This window comes from Novosphingobium sp. 1529 (genome assembly GCF_040544855.1).
GTDB classification, from domain to species: domain Bacteria; phylum Pseudomonadota; class Alphaproteobacteria; order Sphingomonadales; family Sphingomonadaceae; genus Novosphingobium; species Novosphingobium capsulatum.
Genome location: NZ_JBEPKW010000006.1, coordinates 37938 through 59796, shown reverse-complemented (window position 1 = coordinate 59796; position 21859 = coordinate 37938). Strand labels below are relative to the sequence as shown.

The following is a 21859-nucleotide window of genomic DNA, read 5'->3' as shown; positions in this document are numbered from 1 at the left end:
CGTGCCGCGCGGGTGAAATGCCCTTAATCTCCTCAACCGCCGGACGTTCTTGAACGTATGACCACGACCTCATCGACATCGTCGACTTCGGCGTCGACCAGCACCTCGACCACTTCGTCGTCTTCGGCGACGGCCAAGCTGCTGGCGTCGCTGGGCGCCAGCACGATCGACAGCTCGGGCCTGGCCGACCAGCTTTCCGCCGCGCAATATGCCGCGCGGATCGATGCGGTCAACGCCAAGCAGAGCAAGGTCGCCACGCAGATTTCCGATGCCTCGACGCTCAAGTCGATGATCAGTTCGCTCGCCAGTTCGCTGGGTGACCGGGTGCGCACCGGCGATCTGGCGGTCACGCCCACGATCACCAACAGCACCGTGGCCACAGTCAGCAAGGGCACGCTCACCGGCAGCGGCACCTCCACGCTGGAAGTCACGCAGCTGGCCAAGGGGCAGACGCTGGTCAGCCCAGCCATGGCCTCGACCGCCAGCGCGGTGGGAACGGGCACGTTCACGTTGCGCTTTGGCACCGTGGCAGGCGGCGCCTTCACCGCCGATTCCAGCCGGTCGCAAGTCGATATCACGCTGACCAGCAGCGATACGCTCTCGACCCTGGCGCAAAAGATCAACGCCACAGGCGCGGGGGTTTCGGCCTATGTCGCCACCGGGGCGAGCGGCGCGCAGTTGGTGATCAAGGGCGCCGATGGCGCGGCCAACGGCTTTCAGATCGAAACCACGCCGGCCGCCGGCGATACCACGCTGGCTGGCCTGGCCTGGACGCCGGCGGGCGACGCCACCCGGCTCAAGTCCACCGCCACCGATGCGGCCTATACGCTCGATGGCGTGGCACGCACCGCCACGTCGAACACCATCACCGATGCGGCGCCCGGCCTTACGCTCAAGCTGACCGGCACCAACACCGGCGCGCCCACGACGATCACCTTTTCCGATCCGTCGAGCGCGATCCAGACGGCGATGACCGATCTGGTCGATGCGCTGAACCAGGTGGTCAGCACGCTGACGTCGGATACCGATCCCACCAATGGTTCGCTCAACAACAATCCCGGCGCGCGATCGCTGCGCCAGACGCTGACCACGCTGGCCAGCAAGGTGGTCATGCCCAATGCCGCCAGCGGCCAGCCCAGCACGCTCAGCGACCTGGGCCTCAAGATCAACCGCGATGGCACGTTCAGCCTCGATACCACGGTGCTCGGCAATTCGCTGAGCAAGAACCCCGATGGCGTTGCGGCCATGTTCACCAACGGCCTCTATGGCGTCTATGCCACGTTCGATTCGATCTCGCGCTCGGTGGCATCGACCACCGATCCAGGCTCGCTGGGCGGGGTAATCACCTCGCTGGGCACCAAGCAGGCGACGCTGACCACGCAATTGACCGATCTGCAGAACCAGCAGGCCACGCTGCGCAGCCAGTTGCTGACGCGCTATGCCGCCCTGGCCACCAAGGTTTCGGATTCGCAATCGACGCTGACGTTCCTGACCAACCAGATCTCGGCGTGGAACAACAAGAGCGGCTGATGCCAGACGCGATCGTGACCGACCATACCAGCAGCGTGAATTACCAGAGGGGCAACGGGTTCTGACATGCGCTATAACCGCGATCCGGGGGAAGCCTATCGCCGCGTCGATTTCGAGGCGCGGGTGCACGGCGCCAACCCGCGCCAATTGGTCGACCTGTGCCTGGAACAGGTGGCCGGCTCGCTCGGCCGGGCGATCTATGCCGAAAAGACCGGCGACAATGCCGCCAAGAGCGCGGCACTGACCCGCGCGGTTTCGGCGCTGACCGCGCTGCAGATGGGCGTGGACAGCCAGACGCCTACCGGCCCGGCGCTGATCCAGCTCTACCAGTCGGCCCGGCGCACCGTGCTTGATAGCGCGCTGCGCTTCGATGGCGCCAAGATGGACACCATCCGCCAGGATTTCCTGGAAATCCGCCAGGCCATGATGGGCCACTGATCACGCGTTTTCCGCACAGCCACAAGGCCCGGTGACACCATAGCGTCACCGGGCCTTGCCGTTTCTGGTCCCTGGCTCAGCTCTGGTTGCACAGGCCGATCACTGCCGCGCCCAGATCATCGAGCGCGATCTGGCGGCCGGCAGCGCCGATCTCGATCGCGGCGCTTGGCGCCTCGCTGACCAGGGCGCTCTTGGGATCTTGCACGATCGTGTCCATGCCGCTGTCGTGCAGCAGCTTCAAACCCTTGGCGCCATCGTTGCCCATGCCGGTGAGCAGCGCGCCCACGGCCGGAATGCCGGCGCGGGCGATCGAGCCATAGAGCAGGTTGGCCGAAGGGCGCGAGCCCTCCACCGGCTCGCGCTCCATCAGGCGGATCTTGGGCGGCTGGCCCGGTTCGATCACCACGTGGCGATCGGGATCGGCGGCGATGTGGATCGTGCCCTGGGCGAGCGCAGCGCCATCGCGGGCGATCTTCACGCTGCAGCCCAGATCGGTATCGAGACGCTTGATAAAGGTTTCGGCCAGCATCGGTTCGGCCTGAAGGCAGATCACCGTGGGCGGGCATTCATCGGGCCATTCGGACAGGATCGTGGTCAGCGCGTCGATCCCGCCCATCGAGGCACTGAACGCCACGAAGCGCCCGTTCCAGGTGAACTTGGCCGCTTCGGCGGCGGCTGCCTCGCGCTTGGCCTGCTGCTTTGACCGGTCACGCACGTTGGAATTGGCCGCGGCCAGCACGATCTTGCCCAGCTTGCCCACGGTCTTGGCAAACTGTTCGGGCGTGGCCTTGAGCGGCTTGGGAAAGCATTCCACCGCGCCCAGCTCGAACGCCTTGAGCGAGGTTTCCGTGCCGGCCTGGGTCAGGCTGGAGAGCATCACCACCGGCAGCGGGTTGCTGCCCATGATCTCTTCCAGGAACTCGATCCCGCTCATCCCCGGCATTTCCACGTCGAGCGTGATCACGTTGGGTTTGAGATCCGCAATGCGTTCGCGCGCGTCTGCCGCATTGGCGGCAGCGCCGACGACGACAACATTCTTGGTCTGGTCGAGGATGTCCGAAAACAGCGCGCGCATCGCCGCCGAATCGTCCACCACAAGAACGCGAGCTTCGTGCATGGATCATGAAACCTTCGTCTGGGCGCCACTGTCACGGCGCCATCTGCAAGCCCATCCATAGCCAGCGAGCCCGGTGCAAATTCCATCCGCGCCCCTAGGTATCTCACCCTAAGAGCGCGGAAAGCGCGCCTTTCCCCCTTGCCGCTAAGCCTGTGTCGACCACCCGCCACCGTGTTGCCCACGGCCCGCGCCAAACCCTTGGCAACGGCCGATTCGCCCCACGCAGCGGCCGCCAGAAAGCTGACTTCACGTCATTGCGCTATCGAGGGGAAACCGACGCGATGCCCACGATCACTCTGCCACCCCGCTGCGACCGGGCGGCTGCCGAGGTGCTGCTGCCCGAACTGGTGGCGGCGCTGGGCACCGGCCCGCTGCAGATCGATGGCACGGCCTGCACCCATGTGGGCCAGGCGATGTTCCAGGTTCTGGTCAGCGCGCGGCGCAGCGGCGATGGCGCGGTGATCGAACCCTCGCCCGCCCTGCGCGAAGCCGCCCGCCAGATCGGGCTGGAAACCGAACTCTTTGACGGAGCGCACGCATGAACGCGGAAGAAATCCAGGCGATCTTCTTTGCCGAGTGCGAGGAATCGCTGGCCGCGGCCGAACAGGGCCTGGCCGCGTGCAAGGAAGGCACGCAGGACGCCGATACCGTCAATGCCGTGTTTCGCGGCGTCCACTCGATCAAGGGTGGCGCCGGCGCCTTTGGCTTCATCGCGTTGCAGGCCTATACCCACACGTTCGAGACGCTGCTGTCCGACGTGCGCGATGGCACCGTGGCGATCACCGAGCCGCTGATCGATCTGCTGCTGCGCGCGCTCGATACGCTGAGCGACCATGTCATGGCCGCGCGCGGCCAGGGCGACACGCCCGACGATGCCGCGCTCCAGGCTGAAATGACCGCCGCGATGGCCGCCAATGCCGGCGCCGCGCCGGCAGCGGCGCATGAACCGGCGCCCGCGCCAGAAGCGGCACCGGCCAGCAGCAGCAGCGACGACGCCGCGTTCGATGACATGGGCCTCGATTTCGATTCGATGCTCGACAGCATTGCCGGCGCCATGGCAGCCAGCGACAAGGCAGAGGGCGCGGCCGGTTGGATCGTCAAGATCCGCCCCCATGCCGGCGCCATGCGCAACGGCAGCGAGCCGATGCTGATGCTGCGCGAGGTGCTGGAGCTGGGCGGCGCCTGCGTCGATTGCGAGGTTGGCGCAGTGCCGCACCTCGACGTGCTCGATCCCGGCATGGGCTATCTGGGCTGGACGTTCCGCATGCCCGGCAGCGTTGACGAAGCGAGCGTGCGGGACATTTTCGATTTCGTGGGCGACGATTGCGAAATCGCCATCGGCAGCGAAGCCGTGATGCCGGCGGTGCGCCTGCCGGCAGCCCCCGCGCCTGCCGTGCCCGCCGCCGCCGCGCCGCCGCCGGTTTCGGTGCCGGCCCCCGCGCCAGCGCCACAGCCGGCCGCCGCGCAACCCGCGCCGCCCGCAGCCGCAGACCCTGCCGCCCCGCCAAGCGCGCCGCCGGCACCGGTTGCACCGCCGGCCGCGCCGGCAGCCGTGGCTGCAGCGGCCACGCCGCCAGCCCCGCCCGCGCCCGGCCAATCGATCCGTATCGAGCTGTCCAAGCTCGACAAGCTGATCGATGCCGTGGGCGAGCTGGTCATCGCCCAGGCGATGATGGCCCAGCGCCTGTCGAGCGAAGGCCTGGCCGCGAGCGAGGAAATCGCCGTGCTCGATGGCCTGACGCGCGATATCCAGGAAAGCGCCATGGCGATCCGTGCCCAGCCGATCGGCTCGGTGTTCAGCCGCGTGCCGCGCATCATGCGCGAACTGTCGGCCAGCACCGGCAAGCACGTGCGCCTGGAAGTTTCGGGCGAGAGCACCGAACTGGACAAGACCGTGATCGAGCGGCTGGGTGAACCGCTGACTCACCTGATCCGCAACGCGGTGGACCATGGCATCGAAAAGCCCGAGGAGCGGCTCGCCGCCGGCAAGAGCGCCGAAGGCACGCTGACCCTTTCGGCCGAGCACCGCTCGGGCCGCATCCTGATCCGCATTGGCGACGATGGGCGCGGCATCAACCGCGAACGCGTGCTGGCCAAGGCCATCGAAAAGGGCCTGGTTGCGCCCGATGCCCAGCTCTCGAAGGAAGAGATCGACCTGCTGATCTTTGCGCCGGGCTTTTCCACCGCGCAGACCGTGTCCAATATTTCCGGGCGCGGTGTGGGCATGGATGTGGTGCGCCAGAACGTGAAGGACCTGGGCGGGCGCATCACCATCGAATCCGAACAGGGCGTGGGCACCACGTTCACGCTTACCCTGCCGCTCACCCTCGCCATTTCCGACGGCATGGTGGTCAATGTCGGTGACCAGACGCTGGTCGTCCCGCTGGCCAACGTCGTCGAATCGCTGCGTCCGGCGGTGGAAGACGTCAAAGGCCTGGGCTCCAACCGCGCGATGATGAACGTGCGCGGCCGCTTTATCCCGGTGGTGCCGCTGCACGTGGCGGTGGGCGCCTATGGCGCGGTGGAAGCGCCGCAGGATGGTGTGCTGATCGTGGTGGAAACCGAAGGTGCCGGTCGCGCCGCGCTGCTGGTGGATTCGATCGTCGATCAGCGCCAGGTGGTGATCAAGAGCCTGGATACCCACTACCGCTCGGTAGAGGGCGTGGCCGGCGCCACCATCCTGGGCGATGGGCGCGTGGCGTTGATTGTCGATGTCGACGGCCTGGTCGCGCGCAGCATGGCCGAACATGGCCAGATGGACCTGTCGCACCCGCACGGGCTGGCGGAAGCCGCATGAGCGTTCACGCCGCCTTCGACGTCAGCCTGCCCGGCGTCAGCCCGGGGGTTTATGACGCCGCCGATTTCCAGGCGGTGAGCGAGATCGCCCATCGCGAGGCAGGGATCGTGCTGCCGCCGGGCAAGGCCATGCTGGTCTATTCGCGCCTGGCGCCGCTGGTGCGCGATTCGGGCTGCCAGACATTCGGCGCCTATGTTTTGCGCATTCGCGAGGATGCGGCCGAACGCACCAAGGCGATCTGCGCACTGACCACCAACCACACGTTCTTCTATCGCGAGGCGCACCATTTCGAGCATTTCGCCCAGGTCGTGCGGCCCCACCTGATCGAACAGCTCGATCGCGGCGGCAAAGTGCGCATCTGGTCGGCCGGCTGTTCCAGTGGCGAGGAAATCTGGTCGCTGGTGATGACGCTGCTTGGCCCGGATCGCAGCGAAGGGCTCAAGCTGGCGCGGCGCGACATCCGCATCCTGGCCAGCGACATTGCCACCCACGCGATCACCAAGGCCCAGGCCGCGCGCTATCGCCAGGAAGACCTCAAGCCCGTGCCCGAGGCGCTGCGCCGTGCCTGGACCGTGCCCGATGGCCAGGAAGCCACGATCGCGCCCGAGGCGCAGGCGCTGTTGCGCTTCCGCCACCTCAACCTCTTGGGCGATTGGCCGATGGCCGGCGCCTTTGACGTGATCTTTTGCCGCAACGTGATGATCTATTTCGACAATCCAACCAAGGAACGGCTCGTGGCGCGCTTTGCCGAAAAGCTCGTGCGCGGCGGCCACCTCTATATCGGCCACAGCGAGCGGGTCACCGGCCCGGCTCTGGAAGAACTGGCGAACATGGGACCAACGATCTATTCGAGGAGGGCGGCATGACGATCCGCGTGGTGATTGTCGAGGATTCGCCCACGATGCGGGCCATCCTCATGAACCGGCTGTCGAAAGAGCCGGATATCGAAGTGGTGGCCGCCGCCGCCAATGCCGCCGAAGGGCGCCAGATGATCCGCGAGCTGGACCCCGACGTGGTCACGCTCGACGTGGAAATGCCGGGCATGAATGGCCTGGATTTCCTGGAAAAGATCATGCAGCTGCGCCCGACGCCGGTGATCATCGTGTCGGGCGCCACCCAGCAGGGCAACGATACCACGGCCCGCGCGCTCGCGCTGGGGGCGGTCGATTGCTACGCCAAGAGCGAGATGGGTCAAGGCATGACGCTGGAAGACAGCGGCCGCCTGGCGAACATGATCCGCAGCGCGTCCAAAGTGCGCTTTGCCCCGCGCGGCGCGCCGGCCCCGGCCGTGCCGACCAGCCGCATCGCCAGCCAGGCGCGGCTGTCGATCGCCGATCGCCCGCGCCTCATCGCCATCGGCTCGTCCACCGGCGGGGTAGAAGCCCTGCAGATCCTGCTGTCGGATTTCCCGGCCGATTGCCCGCCCACACTGATCGTGCAGCACATCAACGAACGCTTTGCCCCGGCCGTGGCGCGCACGCTCGACCAGAATTGCCCGCCGCGCATCCAGTTGGCCGAGCCCGACATGCCGCTGCGCGAGGGCAACGTCTATCTGGCACCGGGCGATGATCGCCACCTGGGCATCGGCGGCACCACCAGCCTGCACGCCAAGCTGCGCCGCGGCGAGGCGGTGTCGGGCCACCTGCCTTCGGTTGACGTGCTGTTTTCGTCTGTCGCCGAAGTGGTCGGCGCCCAGGCCGTGGGCATCCTGTTGACGGGCATGGGCTCTGACGGGGCCAAGGGCCTGCTCGCCATGGCCCAGAAGGGCGCGCGCACGATTGCCCAGGACGAGGCGACCTGCACCGTTTTTGGCATGCCGCGCGCCGCCATCTCGCTGGGCGCGGCCAAGGTGGTGGCGCCGATCGGGCACATCGCCCGCCACGCCTTCAGCAAGGCGGCCTGAGCCATGTTTCACAAACCCATCCTACCCAACCCCAGCGGCCTGGAACGGATCACCGTGATGCAGGGCCAGGCCCTGGCCAGCGCCGACAAGAGCCTGGAATATTCGACCGTGCTGGGCAGTTGCGTGGCCACCTGCCTGTTCGATCCCGAAGCCCGCGTGGGCGGCATGAACCACTTCCTGCTGGCAGAGCCGCCCGCCGGCTATGACACTGCAGTGGACGAACACTACGGCCTCTATCTGATGGAACTGCTGGTCAACGAGATGCTGGCCAAGGGCGCGCGCAAGTCAAAGCTCAAGGCGCACCTTTATGGCGGGGCCAACGTCAACCGCAACATGATGAAGATCGGCTCGGTCAATGCCGAGTTCGCGCGCAAGTTCCTCGCCAACGAAGGCATCGCGCTGCTGCGCGAAGACCTTGGCGGGACCCAGGCGCGGCGCGTCGATTTCCGCCCGGCATCGGGCCAGGTCCGCCTCCGTACGGTGGAAGACCGGCTTGCGCCACCTGTGCAACCCACTGCGCGTCCGGCCAAATCGCTGGGCGATGTCGAACTGTTCTGAATGGAAAAGCGAGTCCAGGCATGACCACTACCACCCGGATCCTGACCGTAGACGACAGCCCGTCGATGCGGGCCCTGCTCAACCACGCACTCACCTCGCAAGGCTTCGATGTCTCGCAGGCCGAGGACGGCATCGCCGCGCTCGACTGGCTGGCCCTCAACGAAGTCGATGTGGTGATCACCGATATCAACATGCCAAGGCTGGATGGCTTTGGCCTGATCGAGCGCCTGCGCGAGGGCAGCCGCCACCGCGATCGCCCGATCCTGGTGCTAACCACCGAAAGCTCGGAAGAAAAGAAAGCCCGCGCCCGCGCCGCCGGGGCGACCGGCTGGATCGTCAAGCCGTTCGACCCGGCCAAGCTGGTCGCGGCCGTGCGCCGCGTGTCGCACTAGGCCATGGCCATCGCAGTCCTGAAGGGAGACAAGCAATGATCCGCGAACTGATCACCTTCGAAGTGGAAGGCCAGGTGTTTGGCCTGGATATCATGGCCATCCGCGAAATCCGCGCCTGGACGCCAACCACGCGGCTGCCGCGCGTGCCGCACTATGTGGCCGGCGTCGTCAACCTGCGCGGCACCGTGCTGCCGGTGGTGGACCTGGCCGCGCGGCTGGGCTGGCGCGCCACCGAGCCGACCCCGCGCCATGCCATCATCGTTACCCAGTTGGGCAGCCAGATCGGCGGCTGGATCGTCGATTCGGTCAGCGACATCGTGACCGTGCCCGATGAAGCGATGCAGCCCCCGCCGCCGGCCTCGGGCAGCGATACGGTGGTGCCGTTCCTCGATGGCCTGGCCGCGATCGAAGACAAGATGGTCATGGTGCTGAACCTGGCGGCGCTGGCCGACAGCGATTCGATGGCCGAAGCGGCCTGAACCACGACCACCTGACGCGACGCTGCGGAGAGCCTTTGCGATGCCTATCGACACGACCGACCTTTGGCCCGAGCCAGACCCCGCCCCCCGGGCGGCCGGCACCGTGGCCCGCGCCGAGGCCACGCAAACGGTCGAGAATGAAGGCTTCGTGCCTTTCGATGCCCCGCCCCCGCCCATGTCGGCTCCCGCTGCCAGCCCGGGCCACGCCGCGCCGGACGCGGCCAGCCTGCGCGACGCGACGCATCAGCGCATCGCCGTGGTGCTGGAAGAACTGGCGCTGGAAGTGGAAGACCTCGGCGGGCGCCTGTGCACCGACATGGACGTGGCCGCGCGGCACATGGACGTGCTCCAGGCGATCGACCTGATCGCACAGAAGCAGCGCTCGCTGGCCAGGCTGCTGGAGGCCGATTGCCCGATCACCGCGATCGAGCAGATCGGGCTGGACGTGCTGCGCGACCGCATGCGCATGTTTCATTAGCACGGCTGCGGAGCAAAAATTGCGCCCATGCATTACGGCGGTGCTGGACTTGGGCCATGGCCCTCGTCCATGGAGCATGGCATGTGGCAGCTTTATCAGTTTCCCCTTTGCCCGTTCAGCCGCAAGGTTCGGCTGCTCATGGCGGAAAAGGGCATCCCTTATGAATTGGTTCGCGAAAATCCCTGGGACTATCGCGAGGAATTCCAGAAGCTGAATCCCGCCGTGCGCACCCCGGTGCTGCGCGACGAAGGACGCGGCATCACCCTGGTCGATAGCCGGGCGATCTGCGAATATCTGGAAGAAACCAACGACAAGAACCCGATGATCAACGGCACGGCCACCAACCGCGCCGAGATCCGCCGGCTGGTGGCGCTGTTCGACGAGAACTTCTTTGCCGACGTGACCATGCCCCTGCTCGAAGAGCGGATGAAGAAGCGGCTGGTCTATCGCCAGTCACCCGATTCGCGCATGCTGCGCGAGGCGCTGCGCCTGGCGCACGATCATCTCTATTACATCGATCACCTGATCGACAATCGCCCTTGGCTGGCCGGATCGACCATGAGTCTGGCTGACCTGGCCGCCGCGGCGCAGCTTTCCGTGGCCGATTACCTCGGCGGGATCGACTGGAACGGCCACGAACAGGCGCGCGACTGGTATGCCGTGTTCAAGAGCCGGCCCAGCTTTCGCCCGCTGCTGTCCGAACGGATGGACGTGATCCAGCCGCCGGCCCACTATGCCGATGTGAACGCCTAGGGTCTGTGGAGGGCTTCGACAGGCTCAGCCCGAACGGGGAGAGGAAAAGCAGCTTTCCCCCAAAGCCCCGTTCGCCCTAAGCCTGTCGAAGGGCCTGGCCAAACCCGTCGATTAACCCAGGCTCTTGACGCCAAACCGCCCCGCCTTGCGATAGCGCAGCATCCAGCGATCGAGGAACAGGCCCAGCGGCCGCGCGCGCAGGCCAAGCTCGGCGAGGCCCGGCAGGGTGCCGCTCGCCACGCTACCGGCCTTGAGCAGCGCCAGTTGATCGCGCGACAGCGGGGTGCCCGGCAGGCTGGCAAACAGGCCGGCCATGGCATCACCCACCGGCACCAGCACGGGGTTGCGCCCCTGCGCCTTGGCGATGCGCTGGTTGATCTCCATCATCGTCAGCACTTCCGGCCCGGCCAGTTCGAACGTCTTGCCGGCCTGGGCGGGGAAATCGCCCAGGATCGTGGCGATGGCGCAGGCCGCATCATCGACGAAAATCGGCTGCAGGCGGCCTTCGGGGCCGAACACCGGCACCACCGGGAACTGGCTGATCACCTTGCCAAACAGGTTGAGGAACGCGTCATCCGCCCCGAACATCACCGAGGGGCGCACCACCACTGCGCCGGGGAACGCCGCCGCCACGGCCGCTTCGCCTTCGGCCTTGGTGCGGGCATAGGCGACAGGCGAGCCGGCATCGGCGCCGATGGCCGAGACATGCACGAACGCCTGCGCGCCGGCATCCTTGGCCAGCGCCGCCACGCGGCCCGCGCCGCGGCCCTGCACGGCATCGAGATCACCCTTGAACGCGCCGACCAGGTTGACCACCGCATCGGCGCCCAGGAACGCGGCCGCCAGCGAGCGTTCGTTCTGCACGTTCACGCGCAGGAACTGCACCTGGCCCAGATTGCCCAGCGCCTTGATCGCATAGCCGCGTTCGACATGCCGGCTGCACACGCGCAGACGCGCGCCACGCTCCAGCAATTCCTGCGCAAGATGGCTGCCGAAAAAGCCGCTGCCACCCACCAGCACCACCAGCTTGTCTTCCAGATCGCGCACGTTGCCCATAGCCTTGCCTGTTCCACCTTGGTCGGTTTGCGAGAAGAAGCGGCGCGCCGGCCGCTCCACACCATGTTTCATCGCGCCTTGGCACAGCCAGGGCCAGCCGTTCAATGCCCCGGATCAACCACAGTGCCCGGCCAAGCGGAAAATTGCCGGCTGTGGAAAAAAAGATGCCATGAAAATGACAAAACCCGTGTTGACACCCCCCGGCCTCACCCGTATTGGCCCCTCCACCGACGGCGAGTGCCCAACAGCACGCACCGAAGAGAAAGTGCCCAGGTGGCGGAATTGGTAGACGCACCGTCTTCAGGTGGCGGCGCTCGAAAGGGCGTGGAGGTTCGAGTCCTCTCCTGGGCACCATCTCTCATTCCACGGACGTCCGTAGATGTCCGTGAAGTGGCTGAAATCAGCCAAATTTTGTGTTATGATCGTCCATTCAAATACGGGCGAATTCGGCACCAACCGGGAACAATGCGGGTATATCCGAGGGTATCGATATTCGTCCCTGGCTAGGACGATACCCTCATGGGAACCTTGTTTGTCACCACCATCGCCAGCGCCAAACCGCACGAGCGCGACTATAAGCTGTCGGACGGCGGTGGTCTCTATCTTCTGGTCCGTCCCACCGGCGCGAAGCTGTGGCGTTTCAATTATCGCTATCTTGAAAAGCATCGCACGCTTGCGTTTGGAGCCTGGCCCGAGGTCAGCCTCGCAGATGCGCGCGGGCGCCGCGACGACGCACGGCGCTTGCTTGCTGCAGGCACCGATCCTTCGCACCAACAGAAAGTTGATGCTGCCCGCGCTCGCGTCGCCGAGAACGACACTTTCAAGCTCGTTGCCGAGGAGTGGGTAGCCAAGAACATGCGCGAGGGCATGGCCGAGATAACGCTGAGCAAACTGCGTTGGCTCCTCGACAAGGCTTATCCCCGCATCGGAAATCGCCCAGTTGCCAAGATCAATGCGCAGGAGGTTCTAGCCGTACTGCGCGCGGTTGAGGCAACAGGTCGCCACGAAAGCGCTCGGCGCATGCGGAGCGTACTCAGCCGAGTCTTCCGCTACGCTATCGCGACAACGAGGGCAGAGCGGGACCCGGCAAGCGATTTGCGCGGCGCGTTGACAGTTCCCAAAGCCAAGCACCTTGCTGCAATTACCACCGAGGATCGGGCCGGAGATCTCATGCGCGCGATCGAAGGCTATTGCGGCCATGCCATCACGCTGTTCGCTTTGAAGCTGTCAGCACATCTCTTTGTGCGCCCCGGTGAACTTCGCCAAGCGGAATGGGCAGAGTTCGATTTCGATCGCAGCGTGTGGAACATTCCGGCCGAGAAGATGAAGATGCGCCGCCAGCACCGCGTCCCTCTATCATCACAGGTTTTAGGACTGTTTGAGGGCCTGTGGGACCTGACGGGTCAGGGCCGTTATTGCTTTCCATCGTTCCGCACCTCCACGCGGCCCATGTCGGAAAACACGGTCAATGCCGCTTTAAGGGCCCTTGGCTTTGGACAAGAGGAAATGACCGCGCATGGCTTTCGGGCGATGGCGGCCACCCTTCTCAACGAGACCGGACGTTTCAACCCGGACGCGATCGAGCGGCAATTGGCGCATATGGAAAACAACGGGGTCCGCCGCGCCTATACGCGGGGAGAATACTGGAATGAGCGGGTGGCGTTGATGCAGTTCTGGTCGGACGAGCTGGACCGCTTGCGTGATGGCGCGAGAGTGCTCAAGCCTAACTTCGGCGGCCAAAAGTCGTTTGTCTCCGGATAGGCTTTTCGCCGTTAGCTTAGTGCTGAGACTTACCTAAGGTTAGCTGTGGCGCGATGGACATGCCCTGAGCCATGAACGGTCACGGGATACCTGATAGTCCCCTGTTTACTGCCCTGATTTGGCTTGCTGCCGCGGAGCGACAGTAACCCGGTTATCAGCGGCGATGACGCTAATTTGCGCCCGCCTTGCCGGCCTCAAGTGCTGCCGCACGCACCATATGCGCCCAACTCCCGATATACGCAGCGCGAACCTTGTACTCGTCACCTGCCTCCTGAGTCATCCAGGCAACGCCGCCCAGCGTCTCGGCCAACTCGTGCGTAGTGCAGATGCCCTTGCGTTCGAGCAACCCACCCAGCGCCACCAATACCGTGCCAACCGCGAACAATGCATCTTCGTCCATGCGTCGCTCCTATCCTGCCACAAGTCCAAGCATGACGTATCTCACGATAAATGCTAGGCAGAGTGCACAAGTTTCAGCGGTGACACGAACTGCCGCCACACCAGTCGTTCGGCAGCCAGAACCGGAGCGTCGGAAGCCGCGTGTCGTTCACTGCGGTCGGACGGCGCTCGAATGCCCGGGCCTGGGACAAAGACGTCGCTTGCCACCAATACTGGCAATGTCTGGCTTCGCCAAATGTGACCATTCACGAGGCCACGGCAACCTGATTTTCAATGCCCGGGTCTGGGGATGAACCGGTTAGTCGACTTTGGATTTCCGACTAGCGTAATTTACTGATCATTCAAAACGCCAAAAAACGAAGGAAAACAGCATAATACAATTGACAAAATCAATACTTATTCTTAGATTTTATAGTAGGATCCACAATGAATCCAGTCATCGCCTATCTGGGCGCGTGCAATCACGAACATAGAAAATACAGACCTGGCATCGAGGCGCAAAGATTTCTGCCCGCTAGTGTTGTGGAATCCTCCCCATTGCGTTTTTGCGCCGAGACTTGTTCTTAGGCTTGGCCCTCACATTCTGCACGACGTTCCACGCGCGCATTTCATGCAAGGCGGGGGCAAGATCGGCAATTCTGCCGGTATTGTCCTTCCCAAAGAATCGCTCGCGGACTTGCGCTCTCCATTCACGACCGTCAGTTGGCCGAGCATGGCGGGCGGATAGGTGTGTGCGATGTATCAGGGTTAGAACACGCGGGGGCGTAACCAATGGGTCGATGACGAGACCGCTGGCTGCTGCCTATGCATATCGACGCCTATCTGACGGCTAAGTTTACAAATTAGGCGTGACACGCTCACGTAATCCCTCGATTGTTGCTCGTGATGAGGAAAAGACGTGCTTCACTCATAGTAATCGTTTGATGCGATGCCAAATTTTGTCGCATCTCAAGGGACGATCCCCTTTCGCTCCCTATTCATGAGGCCAAATCATAAGCTCTATGCGATAAGGCCCTATACCGCATGGTGCCAATGAAGCGTAATCTGCCTGCTATAAATTCAGGGAGAACGCGATGACGACCCTCTCCGTCAATGGCGTCAAGCGCGAGGTGAAAGCCTCGCCCGATACGCCCTTGCTTTATGTGTTGCGCGGCGAGCTGGACGTGATGACGCCCAAATTCGGCTGCGGCCTGGCGCAATGCGGGGCCTGTTCGGTGTTGGCCGATGGCGAGGAAATCCGCGCCTGCATTACTCCCATTTCCGCGCTGGAAGGCAAGGATGTGACCACTGTGGACGGCCTGCCCGCGCGCTGGGCCAAGCAGAAGGGGCTGGCGTCCGATCCTGAACGCCTGCACCCCGTGCAACAGGCATGGGTGGATGAACAAGTGCCCCAATGCGGCATTTGTCAGTTCGGCATGATGATCAAGGTCACCGAACTGCTGGAGCATAATCCCAAGCCGAGCGATGCCGACATAAAGGAAGCTCTGACTACCTCTGGCCCTTCGCCGCATTTGTGCCGCTGCGCTTCCTATGCCGCTATTGTGGATGGCGCCCACCGTGCGGCGGTGCTTATGGCGCAAGGAGGGTGAAGTGATGCAGACCCCCGACCAGATCGACACGATCTCGGGTGCTGGCCTTTCGATCCACGGCGCCCGCCTATCGCGGCGCAGCTTTCTGGGCGCGGGCGGAGCACTGGTGGTGGCGCTGGGCCTTTCGGCCGATTTGGCGGGGGCGCAAGTGTTTGCAGCAGGCACTTCGCTCGATGCTGCCCAGCCTGCCAGTTGGATCGAGATTCATCCCGACAGCACCATCACCATGCGTACGGGCAAATGCGATTTCGGGCAAAGCTCGATCTTCACCGCCTATCGTCAGATCGTGGCCGAGGAATTGGGCGTGCCCTTGGAGGCGATCACCACGGTGATTGCAGGCGATACTGACCGCACCCCCGATGGCGGCGGCACGTTTGGCCTGTTGCGCAATGCCTCCACCAATATGCGCAAGGCCGCCGCCTATACGCGCGAGGCGGTGTTGGCGCTGGCGGCCCAGCGCTGGGGCGTGGCGCCCAGCGCGCTGACCCTGCGCGATGGCGTGGTGAGCGGGGCAGGCCATAGCGAGACGCTGGGCGCGCTGGTGGCGAGGCAGGATCTGCATCTGACCATTCCGGTGGAAGGCAGGCTGACTGATTTTCGCGGGCTGGTGGTTACCGGCAATCCCCCGCTCAAAGCCGTGGCGGATTACACCATCATCGGGCAGGCGGTGAAGAACCCCATCCTGCGCCCCAAGGTTTCGGGCCAGTTGCCATGGGTGGGCGATATCAAACTGCCCGGCATGCTGCATGCCCGCACCATCCATCCAGCCACTTTGGGCTCCACGCTGATCGCGGCGGGCAAGCTGGATGCGGCGCAATTCCCCAAGGCCAAAATCGTGCAGCTCGGCAATCTGCTGGCGGTAGTCTCGCCCGATGAATGGGAAGTGGTGCAGGCCGCGCAAGCCGTGGCCGCCGAGACAAAATGGAGCGAATGGAAGGGCCTGCCCACTTCCGACAAGCTGTTCGACCATTTGCAGCATAAGGTGGACTGGAGCGCAATTCCCCCCACGCAAGGCGCGAAAAAAGGCGATGTGGCCAGTGTGAAAGGGGCCAAGACCCATCGTGCCAGCTATTTCATGCCCTATTTCAAACATGCGCCGATCGGCCCTTCAGTCTCGCTGGGCGATGTGAAACCCGATGGTTCGGTCACCGTGCATACCCATAGCCAGAACCCGCAATTCCTGCGCATGGCCCTGGCCAAGATGCTGGACATCGGCGAGGATAAGGTGGTTGTGCGCACTTATGCCGGGCCGGGCCATTTTGGCCGCTCGAATGGCGGCAATGCCGGATCGGAAGACGAGGCCGTGTTGCTCAGCCGCGCGCTGCGCGTGCCGGTGCGGGTGCAATGGATGCGCCATGACGATATGGGCTGGTCCACGCAAAGCTCCACCGCCTATGCCGATATCAGCATCGCGCTGGATGCGCAGGGGCGGATCGCTTCCTATCAGGCCACCCATTCCGGCCCGCCGATGCAGGACGACCGACCCATCGGTGCCATTCTGGCCGGTCTGCCGGTGATCGATCCGCCCACGGCCAGCAATCCCTCACCCATCCACACTGCCCGCATGGGCATTGCCGACCGCTGGGTCTATGGCGCGGTGGAGCATGTGGCCGAAACGGGGCGCGGCACGATCCAGTTGGGCGAGAAGGAATCGCCGATCAAGGTTGGCTTGCGCGACCATTCGATGCGCACGCCGGTGCAGTTTCAGCAAAACTTTCCCCGCGAAGTGGCGATAAGTGAGGCGGCCATGCTGGCGGGCAGAGACGCGCTGCAATTCCGCATCGACCATACGGATGATCCGCGCGTGAAGGCGGTGCTGGAGCGACTGAAGGTGGAAGCGGCATGGGATACGCGCCCTTCGCCTGCGCCCCGTGCCAAAGGGACCAAGCTGCTAGGCGGGCGCGGCGTGTCCTTCATGCTGCGCGACAATGGCTATTGGGCCTGCGCCGCGACCATCAGCGTTGCCCCTGCCACGGGCGAGGTGAAGGTGGAGCGCATGGTACTGGTTTCGGATCCGGGAATTGTGGTCAATCCGCTGCAATTGAAGCGGCAGGCGCAGGCGGGCTGTCTGATGGGCGTCAGTCAGGCTTTGCATGAGGAAGTGAGCTTTGACGAAGGCGCGGTGACCAGCCTGGACTGGGCCACCTATCCGATCCTGACCGCGCAGGAGATGCCCGATCTCAAAATCGTGCTGGCCCCTTATGCCGGAGCACAGATCTATGGTCAGGGTTCGGAAAGCGCCAATGCATTGGCCGCGCCCGCTATTGCGGGGGCATTTCTGGACGCTACGGGCAAGCCTGCCCGCCGCCTGCCCCTTCGGCCCGACTATGTGAAGGCGATGCTGGCCTAAGAACATTCAGCCCAGTTTCTTCTGCTTGAGGAACGCGGACATGACGTCGGCCACTTCGATGTTGTTGAGGTCTGAGAAGGGGAAATGGGTATTCCCGCGGATGCCCATTTCCGGCAGGTGGATCACGGTTACCTCCCCGCCCCGCTTGTTCACGGCATCGCGCCACAGGCGCGCCATTTCCAGCCGCGCCCGCCAGCCATCGGCGCCGGGGTTGGGGGCGGGCTTGGCCGGAATGAAATCGCCATAGACGATCAGGATCGGAATGCGCGTGAGTTGCATGAACTCGGACAAAGGCGCGCTGATCGGTTCGATCGGGCCAGAGGAACTGGCGATGGGCGCGGGCAATTCGCCTTCGGGAAAGGGGAAATTGCTGCCCGGTTCAAAGGAGACGATGCCGCGGACACCCGGCGCATGCATGCCCGTCTGCCAGCCCAGGCCGCCGCTGTGCGAATGGGTGACCAGCACCCCCGCGCCGATCTTGCCAAACAGGGCCACGATGGCGTCAGAGGTGAGCTTGAGATCAAACGGGCCGGTGCTGGGCACCATCTGGCGGAAATATTGGTTGAGCGCCTCCGGATCACGCGAGAATTGCACGCCGGGGTTGTAATCCGGCCAGACGCCCACGCGGAAGGTGTTAAACCATTTCTGGTCATCGGGCGTGGTGCCAATCGGGCTGGCCACAGTGGTGCGGCCCGCGCGGCCACGGCGGGGCTGGTCAATCAGATAGACGCTATGCTGGCGGCGCAGAAAGATGTTCTGGAAGCCCTCGCGCCCGTCTGGTGTGGTTTCCCATGTTTTGGAAAACTGGCCGATGCCGTGCCAGAACACCAGCGGCAGCGGTTTGGCGTCAACCGGAATTTGATAGGCGATATAGGCATGGTCGCCATGCAGGGTCTGGCCGGCGGGGCCTTGGGCATATTGGTCCACCAAACCTTCTGCCTTGACCACCGATCCGCCCACGGCAAAGCTGCCCTGATCCTCGATCATCAAGGGCGCGCGCTTGGGCTTGCCCGCTTTGGTGCCCGTTTTAGCGATCGCCCCCGTGTTCAGGCCCGCAGCGCTCAGAGCCGCAGCCGAACCTGCCAGAAGATTGCGCCGTGAAAGTGCCAAGTTTGCCATGATCTGCATCCTCGCCTGTGTTGCGGCGCAGGATAGGGCATTAGGCGATCATGAATTAGCGGGGCATTTCCGCATAAGCCCATGACATAGAATCATCAGTCCCGATAGCGCAAGGCATCGAGCAACAGGCGGAATGCGACCGTTGGCTGTCGGCTGCTGGGGTAATAGAGATAGTAGCCATCGAAAGGCTCGCACCAGTCCTCCAGAACACGAGCCAGCGAACCATCGGCCAATTGGCGCATCACATGGTCCTCAATGCAAAAAGCCAGCCCATGGCCCGCCACGGCCGCATCGACCATCATGTCCACATCATTCAGGACCAAATGCCCATCGACCTTGACCCTGATTTCTCGGCCGTCCTTTTCAAACTCCCACGCATAGAGCCCGCCTGCGCTGGCAAGGCGCAGATTGATGCAGGCATGAGCATGAAGATCATGCGGAACTTGCGGGACGCCCCGCTGCGCCAGATACGCGGGCGAGGCAAAGGCGGCCATTCGCAGGCGCGGCCCGATGCGCACGGCGATCATGTCCTTGTCGAGGCTCTCGCCCAGCCGGACGCCCGCATCGAAACGGCCCGCCACGATGTCGGTAAAGCCCGCATCGACATTGATCTCGACCTGAATATCGGGGTGTTCCAAGGTTAGCCGATTGACAGCGGGCCACAGAATGGTGCGCGCCGCATGGGCAGAGCAACTGATGCGCACGGTTCCGGCGGGCCTTTCGCGCATAGCGGTCAGTGAGGTCAGCTTGGCTTCAATATCCTCGAACGCAGGCCGCAATGTATCGAGCAAGCGCTCCCCCGCCTCGGTGGGGGCCACGCTGCGGGTGGTGCGGGTGAGCAGGCGCAGACCGAGCTTTTCCTCTAGCCGGCGGACGGAATGGCTGAGCGCGGATTGCGAAACGCCTAGCTTGGCGGCGGCGCGGGTAAAACTGGCCTCCTGCGCCACGGCCAGAAACTTGGCGAGATTACCCAGATCATCGCCCTGCATAGCCATCCCCTTGCCTCTCTCTGTTATGACTTCAAGTCATAGGCTCAAGCGCTTTACCCTGTCTAGTCGGTAGATGGAGGCGAGCGTATCAGGGGCGCCAAGATTGCTGCAAAGGAAACCCGCTGTGCAAACCCGTCAACTTGGGCACCTCGCCGTCTCGGAAATCGGCTTTGGCACCATGAGTTTTGCCTCCACCTATGGGCAGGCGCCCTCGCATGACGAAGCGATCCGCGTAATCCGTGGGGCCTATGATCTGGGCGTGACCTTCTTTGACACGGCCGAAGCCTATGGCCCCTGGACCAACGAGGTGCTGGTGGGCGAAGCGCTGGCGCCGATGCGCGACAAGGTGGTGGTGGCGACCAAGTTCGGCTTTGACATTGATCCGGTGACGGGTGTGCGTGGGCCGGGTCTTAACAGCCGCCCCGATCATATCGTGGCCGTGGTGGACGCGATGCTCAGGCGGTTGAACATGGAGCAGATCGACCTGCTGTATCAGCATCGCGTTGATCCGGCGGTGCCGATTGAAGAGGTAGCTGGCGCGGTCAAAGCGTTGATCGAGGCGGGCAAGGTCAAGCATTTCGGCATGAGCGAGGCCAGCGCCGCCACCATCCGCCGCGCCCATGCGGTGCAGCCCGTGACCGCCATCCAAAGCGAATATTCGCTTTGGACTCGCGATCCTGAGCCCGACGTGCTGCCGCTGTGCGCGGAACTCGGCATCGGCTTTGTGCCGTGGAGCCCGCTTGGCGCGGGCTATCTCACGGGCACGATCAATGTCGCCACCACGATTGAGAGCAATGACTTCCGCGCCGGATCGCCCCGCTTTGCCCCCGAGGCGCGGGCAGCCAATCAGGCGCTGGTCGATCTGCTGAACCGCATCGCCGCCGACAAGCAGGCAACGCCGACGCAAATCGCGCTGGCCTGGTTGCTCGCCCGGGCGCCCTTCATCGTGCCAATTTTCGGCACGCGGCGCCTCGACCGGGTCGAGGAAAACCTTGGCGCGGCGCAGGTCGTGCTAACCGATGCGGACATGGTCGGGATCGAAACCGCCATAGCCGTCATCGCCATCCAGGGTGCGCGTCTGCCCGCCGCTGTTCTTCAATTGTCCTATCGCTGATCCAAACGAGGTTCTTCGCATGAAAACGCGCCAATTGGGCCAAAGCGGCCTTTCCGTTTCCGCTCTTGGCTTCGGCTGCATGGGGCTGGATTTCAGCTACGCCCACAAGCTCAGCCGCCAAGAGGGTATCACGCTGATCCGGCAGGCGGTGGATCGCGGCGTCACCTTCTTCGACACCGCCGAAATCTATGGTCCCTTCACCAATGAGGACATGGTTGGCGAAGCCCTGCGCCCGGTGCGCGATCAGGTGGTAATCGCCACCAAGTTCGGCTTCGACATTGATCCTGTCACCGGGGCCAACCGGGGCGTTTCGAGCCGGCCCGAAGCCATCCGCGGCCATGTCGAGCGGTCGCTCAAGCGTCTGGGCATTGAAACGGTCGACCTAATCTACCAGCATCGCGTGGACCCGACTGTTCCGATCGAGGATGTGGCCGGCGTCGTCCGCGAGCTGATTGCCGAGGGCAAGGCCAAGGGCTTTGGCCTGTCGGAGCCGGGGGTGAATACCCTGCGCCGCGCCCATGCGGTCCAGCCCGTGTCGGCGGTGCAGAACGAATATTCGCTGTGGTGGCGCGCGCCGGAAACCAATGGCATCCTTGCCGCTTGCGACGAGCTCGGCATCGGCTTTGTGCCCTACAGTCCGCTGGGCAAGGGCTTTCTGACCGGCGCGATGAGCGCCGACACCAAGCTTGAACAGGGCGATTTCCGCGCCGCCGTCCCGCGCTTCCAGCCAGAGGCGCTGGCGGTGAACGCGGCCTTCGTTGATTTGCTGAAGCGCATCGCTGTGCGCAAGCAGGCCACGCCTGCGCAAATCGCGCTGGCCTGGTTGCTGGCGCAGCGCCCCTATATCGTGCCGATCCCGGGCACCACCAAGCTGCACCGGCTGGAAGAAAACATCGGGGCGGCGGATGTCGACCTCAGCCACGACGATCTGGCCGAGATCCAGACCGCGCTCGCCGGTCTGCACGCGGCAGGTGATCGCTATGCCCCTGCCAACATGGCGATGGCCGGCATCGAAGCACCAGAAAAGGGGTACTGAC

Annotated in this window: 21 protein-coding genes and 1 tRNA gene; 17 read left to right on the top strand and 5 right to left on the bottom strand. The window is 64.1% G+C overall.

Annotated features, from left to right (window positions below; all coding sequences use genetic code 11):
• Nucleotides 1-57: 57 nt before the first annotated feature.
• Both fliD and ABIC78_RS13175 read left to right on the top strand, forming a co-directional pair.
• Nucleotides 58-1530 (top strand): flagellar filament capping protein FliD, encoded by a 1473-nt coding sequence (fliD, locus tag ABIC78_RS13180; RefSeq protein WP_354490157.1) that lies wholly within the window; start codon nt 58-60, stop codon nt 1528-1530.
• Between the two features lie 66 nt (nt 1531-1596).
• Nucleotides 1597-1968, top strand: coding sequence for a flagellar export chaperone FliS (locus ABIC78_RS13175; protein ID WP_022678596.1), 372 nt, complete (start codon nt 1597-1599; stop codon nt 1966-1968).
• 76 nt (nt 1969-2044) lie between these two features.
• Here ABIC78_RS13175 and ABIC78_RS13170 read toward each other — a convergent pair whose 3' ends face one another.
• Nucleotides 2045-3085, bottom strand: a complete 1041-nt coding sequence (locus ABIC78_RS13170) for a chemotaxis protein CheB (RefSeq protein ID WP_354490155.1) — start codon at nt 3083-3085, stop codon at nt 2045-2047.
• A 281-nt stretch (nt 3086-3366) separates the two neighbouring features.
• Between ABIC78_RS13170 and ABIC78_RS13165 the strand changes: the two genes are divergently transcribed.
• The 9 genes from ABIC78_RS13165 to ABIC78_RS13125 all read left to right on the top strand — a co-directional run bounded on the left by ABIC78_RS13165 (nt 3367) and on the right by ABIC78_RS13125 (nt 10445).
• The gene (locus ABIC78_RS13165; RefSeq protein WP_022678594.1) at nt 3367-3627 is read left to right on the top strand and encodes an STAS domain-containing protein; all 261 of its coding nucleotides are present in this window, start codon (nt 3367-3369) and stop codon (nt 3625-3627) included.
• Nucleotides 3624-5882 (top strand): chemotaxis protein CheA, encoded by a 2259-nt coding sequence (locus tag ABIC78_RS13160; RefSeq protein WP_354490153.1) that lies wholly within the window; start codon nt 3624-3626, stop codon nt 5880-5882. The genes ABIC78_RS13165 and ABIC78_RS13160 overlap by 4 nt, the downstream gene beginning before the upstream one ends.
• Nucleotides 5879-6748: a CheR family methyltransferase gene (locus ABIC78_RS13155; protein WP_171794966.1), complete on the top strand. Its 870-nt coding sequence runs from the start codon at nt 5879-5881 to the stop codon at nt 6746-6748. Before ABIC78_RS13160 ends, ABIC78_RS13155 begins: the two co-directional genes overlap by 4 nt.
• Nucleotides 6745-7785 carry a chemotaxis-specific protein-glutamate methyltransferase CheB gene (cheB, locus tag ABIC78_RS13150; RefSeq protein ID WP_062788791.1) on the top strand — a complete coding sequence of 347 codons (1041 nt, stop codon included), beginning with the start codon at nt 6745-6747 and terminating at the stop codon, nt 7783-7785. Before ABIC78_RS13155 ends, cheB begins: the two co-directional genes overlap by 4 nt.
• A 3-nt stretch (nt 7786-7788) precedes the next feature.
• A complete protein-coding gene (locus tag ABIC78_RS13145) occupies nt 7789-8343 on the top strand; it encodes a chemotaxis protein CheD (protein ID WP_022677528.1) in 555 nt (184 codons plus the stop codon).
• Nucleotides 8344-8363: 20 nt separating this feature from the next.
• Nucleotides 8364-8735, top strand: coding sequence for a response regulator (locus ABIC78_RS13140; RefSeq protein ID WP_022677527.1), 372 nt, complete (start codon nt 8364-8366; stop codon nt 8733-8735).
• A 35-nt stretch (nt 8736-8770) separates the two neighbouring features.
• Nucleotides 8771-9214 (top strand): chemotaxis protein CheW, encoded by a 444-nt coding sequence (locus tag ABIC78_RS13135; RefSeq protein WP_054132887.1) that lies wholly within the window; start codon nt 8771-8773, stop codon nt 9212-9214.
• Between the two features lie 40 nt (nt 9215-9254).
• Nucleotides 9255-9692 (top strand): hypothetical protein, encoded by a 438-nt coding sequence (locus tag ABIC78_RS13130; protein WP_354490149.1) that lies wholly within the window; start codon nt 9255-9257, stop codon nt 9690-9692.
• 81 nt (nt 9693-9773) lie between these two features.
• Nucleotides 9774-10445, top strand: a complete 672-nt coding sequence (locus tag ABIC78_RS13125) for a glutathione S-transferase family protein (protein ID WP_028658198.1) — start codon at nt 9774-9776, stop codon at nt 10443-10445.
• Between the two features lie 111 nt (nt 10446-10556).
• Here the strand turns inward: ABIC78_RS13125 and ABIC78_RS13120 are convergent, their stop codons facing one another.
• A complete protein-coding gene (locus ABIC78_RS13120) occupies nt 10557-11501 on the bottom strand; it encodes a complex I NDUFA9 subunit family protein (RefSeq protein WP_354490340.1) in 945 nt (314 codons plus the stop codon).
• 267 nt (nt 11502-11768) lie between these two features.
• On the opposite strand from ABIC78_RS13120, the gene ABIC78_RS13115 reads away from it, so the two are divergent.
• Both ABIC78_RS13115 and ABIC78_RS13110 read left to right on the top strand, forming a co-directional pair.
• Nucleotides 11769-11855 (top strand) — tRNA-Leu (locus ABIC78_RS13115).
• Nucleotides 11856-12020: 165 nt separating this feature from the next.
• Nucleotides 12021-13262 (top strand): tyrosine-type recombinase/integrase, encoded by a 1242-nt coding sequence (locus ABIC78_RS13110; protein WP_354490147.1) that lies wholly within the window; start codon nt 12021-12023, stop codon nt 13260-13262.
• Nucleotides 13263-13431: 169 nt separating this feature from the next.
• Here ABIC78_RS13110 and ABIC78_RS13105 read toward each other — a convergent pair whose 3' ends face one another.
• Nucleotides 13432-13662: a hypothetical protein gene (locus ABIC78_RS13105; protein WP_354490145.1), complete on the bottom strand. Its 231-nt coding sequence runs from the start codon at nt 13660-13662 to the stop codon at nt 13432-13434.
• A gap of 1072 nt (nt 13663-14734) precedes the next feature.
• On the opposite strand from ABIC78_RS13105, the gene ABIC78_RS13100 reads away from it, so the two are divergent.
• Both ABIC78_RS13100 and ABIC78_RS13095 read left to right on the top strand, forming a co-directional pair.
• Entirely contained in the window at nt 14735-15250 is a 516-nt protein-coding gene (locus tag ABIC78_RS13100) for a (2Fe-2S)-binding protein (RefSeq protein ID WP_169050105.1), read from the top strand.
• 4 nt (nt 15251-15254) lie between these two features.
• Nucleotides 15255-17600 (top strand): molybdopterin cofactor-binding domain-containing protein, encoded by a 2346-nt coding sequence (locus ABIC78_RS13095; RefSeq protein ID WP_354490338.1) that lies wholly within the window; start codon nt 15255-15257, stop codon nt 17598-17600.
• Between the two features lie 6 nt (nt 17601-17606).
• Here the strand turns inward: ABIC78_RS13095 and ABIC78_RS13090 are convergent, their stop codons facing one another.
• Entirely contained in the window at nt 17607-18587 is a 981-nt protein-coding gene (locus ABIC78_RS13090; protein WP_354490143.1) for an alpha/beta hydrolase, read from the bottom strand.
• Nucleotides 18588-18814: 227 nt separating this feature from the next.
• Nucleotides 18815-19708, bottom strand: a complete 894-nt coding sequence (locus ABIC78_RS13085; RefSeq protein WP_354490141.1) for a LysR family transcriptional regulator — start codon at nt 19706-19708, stop codon at nt 18815-18817.
• 124 nt (nt 19709-19832) lie between these two features.
• Between ABIC78_RS13085 and ABIC78_RS13080 the strand changes: the two genes are divergently transcribed.
• Both ABIC78_RS13080 and ABIC78_RS13075 read left to right on the top strand, forming a co-directional pair.
• Nucleotides 19833-20822 (top strand): aldo/keto reductase, encoded by a 990-nt coding sequence (locus ABIC78_RS13080; protein WP_354490139.1) that lies wholly within the window; start codon nt 19833-19835, stop codon nt 20820-20822.
• Nucleotides 20823-20841: 19 nt separating this feature from the next.
• On the top strand, nt 20842-21858 hold the full coding sequence (locus ABIC78_RS13075) for an aldo/keto reductase (protein ID WP_354490137.1): 1017 nt from the start codon (nt 20842-20844) through the stop codon (nt 21856-21858).
• The last annotated feature ends 1 nt before the right edge of the window (nt 21859 follow it).

Bases quoted from the DNA above. Each gene is read 5' to 3' on its own strand.
- fliD (WP_354490157.1), top strand. From the start codon at position 58: ATGACCACGACCTCATCGACATCGTCGACTTCGGCGTCGACCAGCACC.
- ABIC78_RS13175 (WP_022678596.1), top strand. From the start codon at position 1,597: ATGCGCTATAACCGCGATCCGGGGGAAGCCTATCGCCGCGTCGATTTC.
- ABIC78_RS13170 (WP_354490155.1), bottom strand. From the start codon at position 3,085: ATGCACGAAGCTCGCGTTCTTGTGGTGGACGATTCGGCGGCGATGCGC.
- ABIC78_RS13165 (WP_022678594.1), top strand. From the start codon at position 3,367: ATGCCCACGATCACTCTGCCACCCCGCTGCGACCGGGCGGCTGCCGAG.
- ABIC78_RS13160 (WP_354490153.1), top strand. From the start codon at position 3,624: ATGAACGCGGAAGAAATCCAGGCGATCTTCTTTGCCGAGTGCGAGGAA.
- ABIC78_RS13155 (WP_171794966.1), top strand. From the start codon at position 5,879: ATGAGCGTTCACGCCGCCTTCGACGTCAGCCTGCCCGGCGTCAGCCCG.
- cheB (WP_062788791.1), top strand. From the start codon at position 6,745: ATGACGATCCGCGTGGTGATTGTCGAGGATTCGCCCACGATGCGGGCC.
- ABIC78_RS13145 (WP_022677528.1), top strand. From the start codon at position 7,789: ATGTTTCACAAACCCATCCTACCCAACCCCAGCGGCCTGGAACGGATC.
- ABIC78_RS13140 (WP_022677527.1), top strand. From the start codon at position 8,364: ATGACCACTACCACCCGGATCCTGACCGTAGACGACAGCCCGTCGATG.
- ABIC78_RS13135 (WP_054132887.1), top strand. From the start codon at position 8,771: ATGATCCGCGAACTGATCACCTTCGAAGTGGAAGGCCAGGTGTTTGGC.
- ABIC78_RS13130 (WP_354490149.1), top strand. From the start codon at position 9,255: ATGCCTATCGACACGACCGACCTTTGGCCCGAGCCAGACCCCGCCCCC.
- ABIC78_RS13125 (WP_028658198.1), top strand. From the start codon at position 9,774: ATGTGGCAGCTTTATCAGTTTCCCCTTTGCCCGTTCAGCCGCAAGGTT.
- ABIC78_RS13120 (WP_354490340.1), bottom strand. From the start codon at position 11,501: ATGGGCAACGTGCGCGATCTGGAAGACAAGCTGGTGGTGCTGGTGGGT.
- ABIC78_RS13110 (WP_354490147.1), top strand. From the start codon at position 12,021: ATGGGAACCTTGTTTGTCACCACCATCGCCAGCGCCAAACCGCACGAG.
- ABIC78_RS13105 (WP_354490145.1), bottom strand. From the start codon at position 13,662: ATGGACGAAGATGCATTGTTCGCGGTTGGCACGGTATTGGTGGCGCTG.
- ABIC78_RS13100 (WP_169050105.1), top strand. From the start codon at position 14,735: ATGACGACCCTCTCCGTCAATGGCGTCAAGCGCGAGGTGAAAGCCTCG.
- ABIC78_RS13095 (WP_354490338.1), top strand. From the start codon at position 15,255: ATGCAGACCCCCGACCAGATCGACACGATCTCGGGTGCTGGCCTTTCG.
- ABIC78_RS13090 (WP_354490143.1), bottom strand. From the start codon at position 18,587: ATGATCGAGGATCAGGGCAGCTTTGCCGTGGGCGGATCGGTGGTCAAG.
- ABIC78_RS13085 (WP_354490141.1), bottom strand. From the start codon at position 19,708: ATGCAGGGCGATGATCTGGGTAATCTCGCCAAGTTTCTGGCCGTGGCG.
- ABIC78_RS13075 (WP_354490137.1), top strand. From the start codon at position 20,842: ATGAAAACGCGCCAATTGGGCCAAAGCGGCCTTTCCGTTTCCGCTCTT.